Source organism: Mesorhizobium sp. J18 (assembly GCF_007829525.1).
Taxonomy (GTDB): Bacteria; Pseudomonadota; Alphaproteobacteria; order Rhizobiales; family Rhizobiaceae; genus VLJP01.
Map to the genome: position 1 here is coordinate 1 of NZ_VLJP01000005.1, position 14,666 is coordinate 14,666.

The window sequence follows — 14,666 nt, forward strand, 5'->3', positions numbered from 1 at the left end:
AGGATCGTGTCACTACTTACTATTCGGAAGGCACGGCCCTCGCGCCCCGCTTCCCGACTGCCCTCATTCTCTCAATGGCCAGACCGGCAACGGGGAGGCATGTGCCGCGGTTCACCCTGTCCTTTGAGGGGGAGGGTCGGCGAGCAATCGGGAGCAGAGCGAAGGATTGCGAGACGAGGTGGGGGTATGGAGGATCAATAGGCCTTGACCCTAAACAATCCGCAAGACGCGCAGGAGCTTCAGCAGCCGCGGCAGGGCAGGCTCGGTGTTGATCGCGCAATAGGTCTGTCGGATGTCACCGCCATAGCTCTCCTTGTGCTGTGCCAAAGTCTTTGTCGGATAGACGAAGCGGTTTGCGAGCGCGTTGGTATAGATGAAGCGGAAAGCGCGCCTGATCAGCCAGTTCTTGGTGAATTCCTTATCCTCGATCCGCCGGAAGGGCATGATGCCGAGATACAGGGTTTCGATGCCTTCGGACTGGAATTTCTCGATCGCCGTCCGCAGGAGGAAATAGGTGGCAAGGGAATCGGTTTCCGGCAACCAGCGCCGCGTGGCGGAAAGATAGCCGATCAGCCTGCCGTCGCGGTAAAGCGGATCGAAAAAGGCGAAGGCGACCGGTTGCCGGTCCCTGTCGAGGATGAAGAATTTGCGCACGCCCGGCTCGTCGTCGAGCACGACCGGCCGCACGAGAAAGGAAAGCTCGCGGCTCTTGGTCGTGCGAGTACGACGCCAGCCTTCGGAGATCGCGCGCACACGCCCGGGATCAAGATCGCCGAGCGACATCTCCTCGACCACATGGCCGCTGCGCGTAAAACGATTCACCGCGGTGCGGAAGCTGCGCCGCCTTGGCCCGGCAAAGTCATAGGAACGGAGATCGACGAAGGTTTCCGCGCCAAGCTCGTTGACGAAGAAGCCGCGCTCGGCAAGCAGCTTTGCCATGCCATGCGTGGTCTGCCAGAAGCTCACATCGCCCTTCTCGGCGATGAAGGCGTCGATCAGCGCGCCCCGACGCTCCCTTGGAGCCAGGGGATCGGCGAGGACAAAGGCCGCGCTGCCGACCATCTTGTAGCTGAGAAAGCCCTGCTCGTCGCCGAAATGCAAAAGGCCCGGCTGATGCGCGACGGAATAGGCGAGCACGAAATCGCCATGGCGCTCGAGAAGCCGGTGGCGCGAGGAAACGTCTATTTGGTGCATCAGGGAGACTTTAGAACGAATATCGCAGGCGGAATCGGCCTGGCGGCCGCATCACATGCGACAAGACCGATCACACTGGCCGCTGTCAACTCCGCCTTGGAAAAACGTGCCCCGACTCGGCACCGGAAAGCGGCGCGGATGCCGCGCGAAAGCTGCGGCTATTTCTTCCCGCGGGCAGGCCGCCCTGCATGGATAGACGAGGTGGCGGAAACGGCATCACTGGCCGGAAACGTATCCTCGAGCCCCTCCTGCAATTCCTCCTCGAGATTCTCGGCCTTCTTTTTCGGCGGAAGCGTCTTCCGGTGTTCATCCGGACCGCCGGTGCGGGTTGTGCCCGTCACCGATACGGGGTCGCTTGCCGGAAAGGTGTCTTCCAGGCCTTGCTCGAGTTCCTCTTCCTCGACCTGCGCATCCCGTTCCCGCCGGCCGGGTTTGTCCTTGATCTGGCGGGATTTCGGCCCCTTCTTCGCATCGGACATTCGATGTTTCTCCATTTGCAAAGAAACGCAGCCGACCGCGTCCGGGTTCCCGCCATCGAGGATTTATGCCGCGTCGCGCGCCGCCTCCGAAAGGAAGGTGAAGACATAGTCGGAGAAGGAACGCCAGCACTCGACGCGGAATGTCTGCTCGTCCGTGCGCAACAGCACGATTTCTGCCTTGCCGAGCACGGTCCGGGAGCAGGCACCCACGGGAAATGCCTCAAGGGAAAGGTCCTGCGGACAGCCGCCGTTCAGCACCGCCTCGGCATTCGGGCCGGAGACGAAGATCGCGAGATTGCGATGCGAAACATCGACCGCGGAATGGAGCGCCCTGACCCTGGACAGGGCGGCGGCAAGGTCGGCCTCGTCCTCGTCGATGATCAGCCATTCGTCGGGGCCGAGCCAGAGCGCCATGCGCGATCCCGATGCCGCGGATGCTTTCGGCTTCTGCGGAAGCTTCACGCCGAGCGCCTTGGAAAGCGCGGCGATGCTGGCATCCGGTGCGCGCAGGGAAATCCGGCTTGCCGGCTCGCCAGGAACCACGGTGACGCCCTCGCCCGCCGCATGACGGCCGGCAAGCGCGAGCGTTCTGCGTGCGACCTCAACCATGGAGATGCTCCCCTTTCTCGTCGAAGAAGATCGGCGACACCACTTCCACTTCGATCACCTTGTCCGGCATCGGCACGAAGAGCCTTTCGCCCATGCGCGCCCGGCCATCGGCAATGAGCGCAAGCGCGATCGAATGGCCGCAATTCTCCGACCAGTAGGAGGAAGTCACATGACCGATCATCTTCATCGGCACCGGCTGCTTCGGATCGGCAACGATCTGCGCCCCTTCCTCGAGCACCGTCTTCGGGTCCCTTGTCCTCAGCCCGACAAGCTGCTTGCGTCCCTTGGCGGTCAGGTCGGGGCGCATCAGTCCGCGAATGCCAACGAAATCGCTCTTCTTCTTGCCGATGGCCCAGTCGAGCCCGGCATCGTTTGGCGTCACCGTGCCGTCGGTATCCTGCCCGACGATGATGAAGCCCTTTTCGGCGCGCAGGACATGCATCGTCTCGGTGCCATAGGCGACGGCGTCATGCTTCTGCCCCTCGGCCCAGACGGCTTCCCAGACGGCAAGTCCATAGTCGGCCGGCACATTGATCTCGAAGCCGCGTTCGCCGGAGAACGACATGCGGAAAAGCCGGGTCGGCACGCCGCAGATCCTGCCTTCACGCACCGACATGTGCGGCATCGCCTCGTCGGAAATGTCGATGCCCTTGACCAGCGGGGCGATGATCTCACGGCTCTTCGGTCCCTGCACCGCAATGACGGCCCATTGCTCGGAGATGGAAGTCAGCCAGACCTTGAGATCGGGGAACTCGGTCTGGAGATAGTCCTCCATGTGGTTGAGCACCCGCGCCGCGCCGCCGGTCGTTGTCGTCACATGGAAGCGGTCCGGCGCAAGCCGGCCGACAACGCCGTCGTCATAGATGAAGCCATCCTCGCGCAGCATGACCCCGTAGCGGCAGCGGCCGACCTCGAGCTTCTGCCACGGATTGGTGTAGAGTAGTTCCATGAAGGCGGCGGCATCCGGCCCGACCACCTCGATCTTGCCGAGCGTGGAGGCGTCGAAGATGCCTGCCGTGGTCCTGACCGCCTTGCATTCGCGATTGACGGCCGCATGCATGTCCTCGCCCGGATTCGGGAAATACCAGGCCCGCTTCCACTGGCCGACATCCTCGAAGACGGCTCCATGACTTTCGGCCCAGGAATGCATGGCGGTGCGGCGTGTCGGCTCGAACAAGGCTCCGCGCGCATGGCCGACCAGCGCACCGAAGGTGACCGGCGTATAGGGCGGGCGGAAGGTGGTGAGACCCACCTGCGGGATCGGCTTGCCGAGCGTCTCGGCCGCGATTGCCAGACCGTGCATGTTGGAGGTCTTGCCCTGGTCGGTCGCCATGCCGTTGGTGGTGAAGCGCTTGACATGCTCGATGGAGCGCATGCCCTCGCGCACCGCAAGGCGGATATCCTTCGCCGTCACGTCGTTCTGGAAATCCACGAAGGCCTTGGCATTGGAGTCCTCGCCCGGAATCGAACCCAGCATGCCGCCGGTCCAGTTTTCCGAGGTTTCAGCCTTGATGCTGACGGGTTTACCTTTTTTCCCGCTGCTTTCCCGAGCAGCCTTCTCGCCCGCCGCGACTGCCTCCTCGATCACGGACGCCAGATCATCCGTGCCGTTGCAGGCGCCGACGGAAACAGCATCTTGAGCATATTCGCCCGGCAAGAAGCGCTGGGTCGCCTCATCAAAGGCGAGCTTGCCGCGCGATTGCGAGAAGAGATGGACGGCCGGCGTCCAGCCGGAGGAAGTCAGCAGCGCATCGACAGGAATAACACGCGTCGAGCCGCCGGATTTCGGCTGCACCGCGATAGAGGAGACCCGCAGCCTGCCGCCAGTCCTCACCACCATACAGCCGACGAGCACCTCGATGCCGAGCGCGCTGGCCTCTTCCACCGCCGGGCCGGCCGGCGCGTCGCGAACATCGACGATCGCAGCGATCTTCACACCGGCTTTATGCAGGTCGATTGCCGCCGCATAGGCCGAATCGGTAGCGGTATAGACACCGACATTGCGGCCCACCGCGACGCCGTAGTGGTTGAGATAAGCGCGCGCCGCCGAGGCAAGCATGATGCCGGGGCGGTCGTTGTCGGCAAAGACCATATGCCGCTCGATGGCGCCCGTCGCGAGCACGACACGCCTTGCGCGCACTTCCCACAGACGCTCGCGCGGTGCAGCCGCATCCGGCGCGGACACATGCTCGGTGACGCGCTCGACAAGCCCGACCATGTTTTGAGCGTAATAGCCGAAAGCCGTGGTGCGGGTGAGCAGGCGGACATTGTCCATGGTGGCCAGCTTCACAGCAGCCTCTTGCGCCCATGCCCAGCCGTCCTGGCCGTCGATCCGCGCTCCCGCCTCGAAACGCAGCGCGCCGCCGACCTGGGCCTGCTCGTCCGCAAGGATGACGCGGCAGCCCGTCTCCGCCGCCGCCAGCGCAGCGGCAAGGCCGGATGCACCGCCGCCGATCACCAGCACGTCGCAATGGGCATAGCAATGGCCGTAACGGTCCGGGTCCGGCTGGTCGGGTGCAACGCCGAGGCCGGCCGCCTCACGGATACGCGGCTCGTAAAACTTCGTCCAGGCGGCCTTCGGCCACATGAAGGTCTTGTAGTAGAAGCCGGCAGAGAACATGGGGGAGGCAATGTTGTTCATCTCGCCCACGTCGAAGGCGAGCGACGGCCAGCGGTTCTGCGAAACGGCGGTCAGGCCGTCATATAGCTCCTGGACAGTTGCCCGCACATTCGGCGTCTTGCGCGCGGCGTCGCGATGGATGCCGACCAGCGCATTCGGCTCCTCGGCACCGGCCGAGAGGATGCCGCGCGGCCGATGATACTTGAACGAGCGGCCGACCAGGTGCACGCCGTTTGCCAGCAGTGCAGAGGCGAGCGTGTCGCCTTCGAGGCCCGAATAGGACTGGCCGTCGAAGGTGAAGCGGGCGGTTCGGGCGGGTGTCAGACGGCCGGCCGAGGAGAGGCGATAGGTTTCGGACATCAATATTCTCCAGCCGGCAAAGTGTCTGCCCTATGTCGCCTCATCGAGAACTCCCCTTCAACTCCGGCTTCGGCTCTCCGGCCTTGTAGGTCATGAGGAACTTGTCGCTCACGGTGTCGCGCACCGCATTGAAGAAGCGCGCGCAGCCATGGATATGCCGCCAGCGCTCGTAGACGATGCCCTTCGGGTTCGAACGGATGAAGAAATAGCCCTCGAAGTCATCGTCCGAAATGTCCGTGATGGGTGCGGGGCGCGCGATATGCGCCTCCCCGGCATGACGGAATTCGAGCTCCGGACGCTCTTCCTCGCAATAGGGACAACGGATGAGAAGCATGGACCTAGATCTTCTCCTTGACGACGGCTGTCTCCGGGTCGCCCGTATTGGGCGTGCCGGCAGGCTCTATCAAAAGCAGATGGGTTTCTTCTTCCGCGACGGGGCAATGCTCCACGCCCTTCGGGACGACATAAAGCTCGCCAGGACCGAGCGTGACGTCGCCTTCGCGCATCCTGATCGTGAGCCTGCCCTTCAGGACAAGGAAGAAATCGTCCGTTTCGGGATGCGAGTGCCAGACGAACTCGCCCTTTACCTTCACCACTATGACGTCGTTGCCGTTGTAGGCGGCGACGATCTTCGGCGACCAATGCTCGCTGAACAGCGAAAGCTTCTGCGCCAGATTGACGGGTTCGGGCATCGCTTTCTCCCTAATGCGCCACGGCCGCCGCGGCGGCTTCGTCGATCAGGCGGCCGGTGCGGAAGCGCTCCAGCGTGAAGGGCGCATTGATCGGATGCGGATTGTCGTTGGCGATGGTGTAGGCGAAGACGTGGCCGGAACCGGGCGTGGCCTTGAAGCCACCCGTACCCCAGCCGCAATTGACGTAAAGGCCCGGCACCGGCGTCTTGGCAAGGATCGGCGAGCGGTCCGGCGTCACATCGACGATGCCGCCCCAGCTCCGCAGCATCTTCATGCGCGCGAAGACGGGGAACATCTCGCAGATTGCGTCCAACGTGTGCTGGATGATGTGGAGGCCGCCCGTTTGCGAATAGGAGGTATACTGGTCCGTCCCCGCACCGATGACGAGTTCGCCCTTGTCCGACTGCGAAATATAGGCATGCACCGTGTTCGACATGACGACGCAGGGGAAGACCGGCTTGACCGGCTCGGACACCAGTGCCTGCAGCGGATAGGATTCGAGCGGCATCCTGAGATCGGCCATCTGCATGATGACCGACGAATGGCCGGCGGCCACGACGCCGATCTTCTTCGCGCCGACGAAGCCGCGCGTCGTCTCGACGCCGGTGACATGCCCGTTGGGGGAGCGGCGAATGCCGGTGACCTCGCAATTCTGGATGATATGCACGCCGCGCGAGGAGGCTGCCCGCGCATAACCCCAGGCGACCGCGTCGTGTCGCGCCGTACCACCCCGCCTTTGCAGCGCCGCCCCCATGACCGGGTAACGCGCATTTTTGGAGATGTTGAGCGGCGGGCAGTATTCCTTCGCCTGTTCCGGCGTCAGCCATTCATTGTCCACGCCGTTCAGTCGGTTGGCATGGATATGACGCTTGAAGACCTGCACGTCATGGACATTGTGCGCCAGCATCATCACGCCGCGCGGGGAATACATGACATTGTAGTTGAGGTCCTGGGACAGGCCGTCCCACAGCTTAACGGCGTGGTCGTAGATCGCCGCGCTTTCGTCATAGAGGTAGTTGGAGCGGATGATGGTTGTGTTGCGACCTGTATTGCCACCGCCGAGCCAGCCCTTTTCCAGCACCGCGACATTGGTGATGCCATGCTCCTTGGCGAGATAATAGGCCGTCGCCAGCCCGTGGCCGCCGGCACCGACGATGATGACGTCATATTCCTTTCGCGGCTCGGGCGAGGACCACTGCTCCTCCCATCCCCTGTGGCCCCGCATGGCCTCGCGGGCTATGGCGAATACGGAATATCTACGCATCTGTCTCGGCTCTCTCGGCTGAATGCGCACGGGGACGCGCATTGCTGAAGCGAGCTTTATCACTGGTGTGGTGGATTTGAAATTCGTCATACAATGGATCGAAGGCGACAAACGAATTTCCAATCCGAAAACCACACCAGGATCATAAGCTTGCTAGTGTCCTTGTCGAAACCGGAATTCGCCTAGCGCCTCCCGGAAGTGATACGAATTTCGGTTTCGGGACACTAGCCAAAAGCTTCTGCCAGTTTTGCGCTGTTTGCGACGGGCCTTGCCGCTTTGCGTCGGATCGGAGATTCACGGCAGGCAGTTGTCCGGTTTCGGGTGGCAGGTAGCGGTATTTCCATAAATCGTGGTTCATGGACATTCCGCTGCCAAATACCGAAGCTCTGCGCGGTTTCAGGTATTTTTACCGCCGATCTCCCTCGACAAAGTCGCGCTGTTCTGCTATCAGCCGCCCCATTTCGCGGTGGAAACGCCGCGGAGGCATGAGGGTTTTGCCCAGTGCCTTTCGTCATCAACGGCTAGACAGGATCACCAGGTGCAGGTACTCGTCCGCGACAACAATGTTGACCAGGCGCTTCGCGCGCTGAAGAAAAAGATGCAGCGCGAAGGCATTTTCCGCGAGATGAAGATGCGCGGGCACTACGAAAAGCCCTCCGAGAAGCGCGCCCGCGAAAAGGCCGAGGCCGTCCGCCGCGCCCGCAAGCTCGCCCGCAAGCGCGCCCAGCGTGAGGGTCTTGTCGGCGGCGGACGCGCGCCGGCCCGTTGAGGCCGCGCCTAGATTTCGTCCTTTTCGAAGGTTAACGGCCAAAGGGTGGCGCGATCGATGTATCGTCGCCGCCTTTTTTGTTGACCAGGATGGACCCGACGGACAACGGGACATAGATTTTTTTGCGAGAGGAAGAGGCGGGACCGGGATGGAAAATTCAGCAGCCGTCAGCAGCAATCTGATCAAGCGCGGCAATTTCATATTCGCGCTGTCGGCATTGGTCATGCTCGCCGCCTGCCAATCCTCCAGCGGTCCGGTTGCCGACCTGACGCGGATCGACACCGCGCAGGGCTCCGAAGAGAACATCGGCTCACTCAGCGCCGTCATTCAGCGCAGCCCTAACGATCCGCAGGCCTATAATGTGCGCGGTTCGGCCTATGGCCGGGCGGGCAGGTACAATGAGGCGCTGAAAGATTTCGACCGCGCCATTCAGCTCGATCCGAACTCGGCGCAATTCTACGCCAATCGCGCATTGATCTATCGCTATATGGGCGAACAGGAACGGGCGATAGCAGACTACAACCGCGCCACCCAGCTCGATCCCAATTACGATTCCGCCTATATCGGCCGCGGCGAGGTCTACCGGCTCGCCGGCCGCACCAACGAGGCATTCCAGGACTTCGACAGGGCGGTCAAGCTCGACACCACCGATCCCCGCGCCTATCACCGCCGGGGCCTGCTCTATCAGGCGAGCGGACAGCATCAGTTCGCCATCGAGGACTTTTCCACGGCGATCTCGCTGGCTCCCAACCAGCCCTATGGCTACAATGGCCGCGGCATCTCCTATCTGGCGCTTGGTGACGACGAGAACGCGTTCTCCGATTTCAACACCGCGATCCGCCTCGACGAGAAGGTTGCTGAAAGCTGGGCCAACCAGGCCCTGGTTTACGAACAGCGCGGCGAGACAGCCAAGGCGGCGAAGTCCTATGCCCGGGCGGCGCAACTGGACCCCAATTACAAGCCGGCACAGGACGGCCTCCTCAGAACCCGCAGTTCCTGACGCGGTTCGTGTAAGGCACCGCCAGGACCAGGGCGACCGGGAGAGACGCGGACAGATCGGCTTCGAGAGCTACCTGCCGGAAGCCCGCGAGCGGACGATCTGACGTTTGATCTTCATCTTGTCCTCCAGCGTCAGCTCGCGCGACGCGCCCGTTCGGGATTCCACGGACATAGGGGACCCGCCGCAGCCTGAGAGCACTGCGGCAGCTATCGTCAGGGCGAGGAGTGCGGCAAATGTCTTCATGCGTCGGACATTAGCCAAGGCCGAGCCTGTTTGAAACCGGATTTTGTCGCAACTTCTGGCGTCATTCACATCTGTTGCATGTCTTTCTGGAACCAGACACCGCACCCACGGGTTTTGCCAGACGACAGGGACATCAACAGGGATTTTACCTATGAGGAAACAGATATTGACCGCTGCGGCGCTGATGACGCTTGCCGTCACACCCGCTCTTTCGCAGGATCGCGTGGAATTGGGCATGCTCGACTGCCTCATCGAAGGCGGCGCGGGCTTCGTTGTCGGCTCCTCCAAGGATCTTGCTTGCACCTTCACCCCGGCCGGCGGCCAGCGACCGCCGGAAAACTACTTCGGCGTAGTCAACAAGTTCGGCCTCGATGTCGGCGTGACGGGCGATGCTGTCATGCAATGGCTGGTGCTGGCTCCGACCGCCGATGCATATGCGCCGGGGGCTCTTGCCGGCGACTATGTCGGAGCGAGCGCCGAAGCGTCGGCAGTGGTCGGCGCGGGAGCCAATGTGCTCGTGGGCGGTTCGGATGAGACCTTCACACTGCAGCCGGTCAGCGTGCAGGCGCAGACGGGGCTGAACCTCGCGCTCGGCGTATCGTCCTTCCAGTTGCGCGCGGTGGCCGACTGACGATCATGGTCTGGATCAGGCGATGGAACGCGATGGCACTTTCGCCATCGCGTTTCCTGCTTGAAGCTCCGTTGTCCTGGAGGCGATGCGCCGGAATCGCTGAAAGTGACACATCATCGTCTCTCAAGGGCGGACAATGCCTGAAACAGCCAATCTCGTTGCCTTCGCCCTGATCGCGCTCGGAATGGTGCTCACGCCGGGCCCGAACATGATCTATCTGGTTTCGCGCTCCATCAGCCAGGGGCCCAAAGCCGGACTGATTTCGCTTGGCGGCGTGGCGCTGGGCTTCGTCTTCTACATGCTGTGCGCCGCTTTCGGCATAACGGCACTGGTCTTCGCCGTTCCCTATGCCTACGACGCACTGCGCCTCGCCGGGGCCGCCTATCTGCTCTGGCTTGCCTGGCAGGCCGTAAAACCCGGCGGACGTTCGCCGTTTCATATCCGGGAATTGCCAAGGGACCGACCGGGGAAGCTTTTCATGATGGGGTTCCTCACCAATCTTCTCAATCCCAAGATCGCCATGGTCTATCTGTCGCTGCTGCCCCAGTTTATCGACCCTGCCCGCGGCAGCGTGCTCGGCCAGTCGGTCGCGCTCGGCTCGACACAGATCGCGATCAGCGTCACGGTCAATGCTTTCATTGCGATAATGGCCGGGTCCATCTCGCTTTTCCTCGCTCGCAACCCGCTTTGGCTGAATATCCAGCGCTGGTTGATGGGCACGGTCCTGGCAGGCCTGGCGATCAGGATGGCAACGGAAGCAAGGCGATAGGGATGGCTCAGCCAGTGCGGGCGCCGGCTGCGGCCTGGCGGCGGCGCACGAACTCATAGGCGACTGCGCCCAGCACCGTCATCGCGATCATGATCAGCGCCAGCGCGTTGACAGCGGGCGTGAGGCCCGTCCGCACCTTGGTGGCGATGAACACCGTGAGCGGCGTTTCGAAGCCGCGCACGAACAGCGTGGTGTTGTAATTCTCGATCGATTGCAGCACGGCGAGGAAGGCCGCGGCAATCAGCGCCGGCCTGAGGAAGGGCAGGAGAATGCGCCGGAACACCATCAGCTTCGACGCGCCGAGGCTGAGTGCTGCCTCCTCCTGCGTGCGGTCGAAGCGCTGGAGCCGCGCCGCCACCATCAGCATGACATAGCAGATGATGAAGCTGGTCTGCGCCACGACGATCAGGAACACCCCGCCGCCGACGCCGAGCTGGCGCCATAGCACCAGAGTCGCGATGCCGATGACCACGCCGGGTGTCAGCAGCGGCGAAACCATCAGCGCATAGAGGAAGCCGCGCGCCCGCGCATGCAGGCTGGTGAGGATCAGTGCGGCGGCCGTGCCGATCGGCAGCGAGATCAGCACCACGAAAAAGGCGACCACAAGGGAGGTCCACACCGATTGCCACATGGCGCGGTCCCTCGCGAGCTCGGCGAACCATTGCAGCGTGGTGCCCTGCCACGGTGTCACTGTCGGGAAGCGGCTCGTGTTGAAGGTTGCCGCTGCCATGATCGTCAGCGGCGCGAACAAGTATACGAAGAATGCCGCCAGGTAGAGGCCGAACAGGAAGCGCGAGATGCGGTCGGCCCGGATCATTTCGCCACATCCGTCAGGTTGACGCGGGCAAGCTTCAGCGTCGCTAGCACCACCACCAGGCACAGCACCAGAAGCACCAGCGCATAGGCCGCTCCCCGGTTCCAGTCCCCGCCTTCGAAGAACCAGTTATAGATGATCTCGGTGAACCAGCGGCTGCCGGGCGCGCCGAGCAGCGCCGGCGCGACATAGGAGCCGGCGGCCAGCATGAAGGTGAAGACGCAGCCGGTCGCGATGCCGGCCTTTGCATGCGGCATCACCACGCGCCAATGGATGCGCCAGGTCGAGGCGCCAAGGTCGCGCGCGGCTTCGATCTGTGCTTTCTCCAGGCTCTCGATCGAATTGTAGATCGGGAACAGCATGAAGAGAATGTAGGCATAGACCATGCCGGCCAGCACGCCGGCATTGCCGTACCAGCGCACCGGCTGGTCGATGATGCCGATGCCCAGCAGCGCCGCGTTGAGGGGCCCGCGGAAAGCGAGCAGGATGTACCAGGCGAGCGTACGCAGCACCTCGTTGATCCAGAAGGGGATCGTCAGCGCCAGAAGCGCAATTCCCAACTGACCGGGCGTGGCGTGCTGGGCGAGCCAGTAGGCAAGCGGGTAGCAGACCACGAAGGTGGCGAAAGCGACGAAGGCGCTGGCCCACACGGTTTTGAAGAAGATGGCGCGGTGCACGCCTTCCTTTGCAAGATAGAGGATGTTGTCGAGCGAATAGACATCGTCCGGCCCGCCGACCTGCGCCGGCGGCAGGTTGGGCCTCAGCGCGTAGTCGATCATCATCACATTGGGCGCAAGCACCATGCCAGCCAGCCACAGGAAAACGAGCCCCACGAAGACGGTGGCGAGACCGCCGCCGAAACGCCTGTAAAGTTCAGCCATCGGGCAGCACCACCGCATGGCTGGAGGCAAAACCGAAGGAGGCGCGGCTGCCGATCTCCGGCGCGCTGGAAAGATCGGTCGATGGGATGGAGGCGATCAGCGCCGCGCCGTCATCGAAGCGGCCATGCGCGAGGGCGAATGCGCCCTCGAAGTCGATGCGCTCGATGCTGGCGGAAAGCGTGTTGTCGCCTCCGGCGCCCGGCACCAAGGCCTCGGGCCGCACATAGAGCTTCGCGCCCTGCCCTGCCGAAACGCCCGGCCCGGCGCGCCCGCGCAGGACGCCGAGCCCTGTCTCGACCGAGGCAATCCCGTTCTCCACGGCCATCACCTTGCCGGAAATGGCGTTGGTCTCGCCGACAAAGGTGGCGACGAAGGGCGTCGCAGGATTGTCATAGAGGTCGCGTGGCGCGCCGACCTGCTGCAACACGCCCGCCGACATCACCGCGATGCGGTCGGACATGGCAAGCGCCTCCGACTGGTCGTGGGTGATGTAGATGAAGGTGACGCCCGTGCGCTTCTGGAGCGCGCGAAGCTCGGCGCGCATGTGCTGGCGCAGCTTCAGGTCAAGCGCCGAAAGAGGCTCATCGAGCAGCAGCACCTGCGGCTCGACCGCAAGAGCGCGCGCGATTGCCACGCGCTGCCGCTGGCCGCCGGAAAGCTCACCCGGCATGCGGTCGCCGAACCCCTCCAGCGCGATCAGCTTGAGCAATTCGTCGGCTTTCCTTCGCCTTTCCGCCTTGGACGCGCCGCGCGCCTCCAGCCCGAAGGCGATGTTCTCCCACACGGGCATCAGCGGAAACAGCGCCAGTGACTGGAAGATCATCGCCGTCGGCCGCTGGTTGGGGCCGAGGCCGGCCATGTCGCGGCCGCCGATCAGGATACGCCCCTCGGTCGGCTGCAGGAAGCCGGCGATCATGCGCAGGATCGTCGTCTTGCCGCAGCCGGACGGGCCGAGAATAGAGAAGAACTCGCCGCCTTCGACGATGAATGTCACGTCGTCCACGGCACGGGTCGCACCAAAGGTCATGCCGACCTGGTGAAGCTCGACGGAATAGGACATCGTCCCCCTCTGGGTGGGCGGGAGGGGCCGCTCGCGGCCCCTCCCGCAAAGGTATCAGGCCGAGAGGAAGCGGTCCTGATATTCGTTTCGCTTGGTGACGTACCAGCTCTCCTGGATCGGCCACCACCACAGCTTGTCGAGCGCGTCGTCGGGATAGGCGGCGGCGAAGAAAGCCTTGGCGTCGTCCGAAAGCAGGTCGGCCGCACCGACCGCCGTCGAGTTGATCGAGGTGGCGTTGGTGTAGAGCGCACCGGCTTCCGGGGTCAGGAACCAGTTGATGAAGGCATAGGCTTGCTCGACATTCTCCGCTCCGGCCGGGATCGAGACGCCTTCCATCCAGGCGAGAGCACCTTCCTTCGGCGCGATGAAGCCAACGGACAGCCCCTCCTTGGCCAGAGCGGCGGCCGAGGAATCCCAGGTCTGGCCGATGGCCGCGCCATTCACACGGAACGCGCCCTGAGCTTCGTTCTCGTTGTTCCAGAACTGCATGATGTTGCCCTTGCGCGCGATGGCCTCGGCAAGGATCACGTCAAAGATCTCGACCTGCGCGTCGGGATCGGAGAAGGCGTCGAGCAGAGGACGCGGCAGCTTGCCTTCCGCCTCCAGCCACAGGCCGAGGCCGACGAGGCTCGAATGGGCGCGCACGGTGGCCTTGCCAGCCATCTCCTCTTTCCAGATGTCGCCGTAGGAGGCGGTGCCGTATTCCAGCGGAGCCTGCTCCTTGTCGAAGGCAAGCGCCTCCGTGCCCCAATCGGTCGGCACCTGATAGCGCTTGCCGTCCACCACCGCGCCGAATTTTGCGGAATTCTCCCAGGCGCTCGCCAAGCAGCGGGAGACCTCGACCTTGGACTCGTCGATCGGCTGGACCAGCCCAAACTCTACATAATTGGGCACGCGGTCGACCGACGGCCAGATGATATCGAAGCCCGTGCCGTTGTTGGCGCGGAGCTGGTTCAGGAGCTCGTCATTGGTGCCGTAAGGCGTGTAGTTCGGCTTGATGCCGGTGGCGGATTCGAAGGCTGCCAGAATCTCGTCATTGATGTAGCCCGCCCAGGCGAAGATGTTGACCGAGCCGGAAGATCCCTGCGCGAAACCCCTGCGGGAAACGAAGGGGGCCGCCAGCGTCAGGCCGGCGGTCGCCGCGGCACTTTTCAGAAGCGTGCGCCGTTTGATCATTGTCATCGGAAGTTCTCTCTGTTGGTTGCCTATCGATTGCGTTTATTTTCACTATGATACATTTCGATGACAATGAAAGTGCAATCCGGCAAGTGAGCCGGCTTA

Annotated in this window: 15 protein-coding genes; 4 read left to right on the plus strand and 11 right to left on the minus strand. The window is 63.1% G+C overall.

What is annotated here, in order from left to right; genetic code table 11:
- Window positions 1–210 precede the first annotated feature (210 nt).
- The 7 genes from L598_RS02925 to L598_RS02955 all read right to left on the minus strand — a co-directional run bounded on the left by L598_RS02925 (window position 211) and on the right by L598_RS02955 (window position 7,218).
- Window positions 211–1,194, minus strand: a complete 984-nt coding sequence (locus L598_RS02925; protein WP_144860190.1) for a DUF2156 domain-containing protein — start codon at window positions 1,192–1,194, stop codon at window positions 211–213.
- Between the two features lie 158 nt (window positions 1,195–1,352).
- Complete coding sequence (locus tag L598_RS02930; protein ID WP_144860193.1) at window positions 1,353–1,673, minus strand: hypothetical protein; 321 nt, start codon at window positions 1,671–1,673, stop codon at window positions 1,353–1,355.
- Between the two features lie 63 nt (window positions 1,674–1,736).
- On the minus strand, window positions 1,737–2,282 hold the full coding sequence (locus L598_RS02935) for a sarcosine oxidase subunit gamma (protein WP_144860196.1): 546 nt from the start codon (window positions 2,280–2,282) through the stop codon (window positions 1,737–1,739).
- Window positions 2,275–5,262, minus strand: a complete 2,988-nt coding sequence (locus tag L598_RS02940) for a sarcosine oxidase subunit alpha (protein ID WP_144860199.1) — start codon at window positions 5,260–5,262, stop codon at window positions 2,275–2,277. Before L598_RS02940 ends, L598_RS02935 begins: the two co-directional genes overlap by 8 nt.
- A 40-nt stretch (window positions 5,263–5,302) precedes the next feature.
- Entirely contained in the window at window positions 5,303–5,596 is a 294-nt protein-coding gene (locus tag L598_RS02945; RefSeq protein ID WP_144860202.1) for a sarcosine oxidase subunit delta, read from the minus strand.
- A 4-nt stretch (window positions 5,597–5,600) separates the two neighbouring features.
- Window positions 5,601–5,954: a cupin domain-containing protein gene (locus tag L598_RS02950; RefSeq protein ID WP_144860206.1), complete on the minus strand. Its 354-nt coding sequence runs from the start codon at window positions 5,952–5,954 to the stop codon at window positions 5,601–5,603.
- Between the two features lie 10 nt (window positions 5,955–5,964).
- Window positions 5,965–7,218 (minus strand): sarcosine oxidase subunit beta, encoded by a 1,254-nt coding sequence (locus L598_RS02955; RefSeq protein ID WP_144860209.1) that lies wholly within the window; start codon window positions 7,216–7,218, stop codon window positions 5,965–5,967.
- Window positions 7,219–7,756: 538 nt separating this feature from the next.
- Between L598_RS02955 and rpsU the strand changes: the two genes are divergently transcribed.
- The 4 genes from rpsU (at window position 7,757) to L598_RS02975 (ending at window position 10,630) form a co-directional block, all read left to right on the plus strand.
- Complete coding sequence (rpsU, locus tag L598_RS02960; RefSeq protein ID WP_144860212.1) at window positions 7,757–7,987, plus strand: 30S ribosomal protein S21; 231 nt, start codon at window positions 7,757–7,759, stop codon at window positions 7,985–7,987.
- A gap of 148 nt (window positions 7,988–8,135) precedes the next feature.
- Complete coding sequence (locus L598_RS02965; RefSeq protein ID WP_144860215.1) at window positions 8,136–8,987, plus strand: tetratricopeptide repeat protein; 852 nt, start codon at window positions 8,136–8,138, stop codon at window positions 8,985–8,987.
- 394 nt (window positions 8,988–9,381) lie between these two features.
- On the plus strand, window positions 9,382–9,861 hold the full coding sequence (locus L598_RS02970) for a DUF992 domain-containing protein (protein ID WP_144860218.1): 480 nt from the start codon (window positions 9,382–9,384) through the stop codon (window positions 9,859–9,861).
- A 136-nt stretch (window positions 9,862–9,997) separates the two neighbouring features.
- A complete protein-coding gene (locus L598_RS02975) occupies window positions 9,998–10,630 on the plus strand; it encodes a LysE family translocator (RefSeq protein ID WP_144860221.1) in 633 nt (210 codons plus the stop codon).
- A 7-nt stretch (window positions 10,631–10,637) separates the two neighbouring features.
- On the opposite strand, the gene L598_RS02980 is transcribed toward L598_RS02975, so the two are convergent.
- Genes L598_RS02980 through L598_RS02995 form a run of 4 tightly spaced genes read right to left on the minus strand, consistent with a single transcriptional unit; the run spans window position 10,638 to window position 14,567 of the window.
- Window positions 10,638–11,447, minus strand: a complete 810-nt coding sequence (locus tag L598_RS02980; protein ID WP_144860224.1) for an ABC transporter permease — start codon at window positions 11,445–11,447, stop codon at window positions 10,638–10,640.
- Window positions 11,444–12,325 (minus strand): ABC transporter permease, encoded by an 882-nt coding sequence (locus L598_RS02985; RefSeq protein WP_144860227.1) that lies wholly within the window; start codon window positions 12,323–12,325, stop codon window positions 11,444–11,446. The genes L598_RS02980 and L598_RS02985 overlap by 4 nt, the downstream gene beginning before the upstream one ends.
- A complete protein-coding gene (locus tag L598_RS02990; protein ID WP_144860229.1) occupies window positions 12,318–13,385 on the minus strand; it encodes an ABC transporter ATP-binding protein in 1,068 nt (355 codons plus the stop codon). The genes L598_RS02985 and L598_RS02990 overlap by 8 nt, the downstream gene beginning before the upstream one ends.
- Window positions 13,386–13,439: 54 nt before the next feature.
- Window positions 13,440–14,567 (minus strand): extracellular solute-binding protein, encoded by a 1,128-nt coding sequence (locus tag L598_RS02995; protein ID WP_144860232.1) that lies wholly within the window; start codon window positions 14,565–14,567, stop codon window positions 13,440–13,442.
- Window positions 14,568–14,666 lie beyond the last annotated feature (99 nt).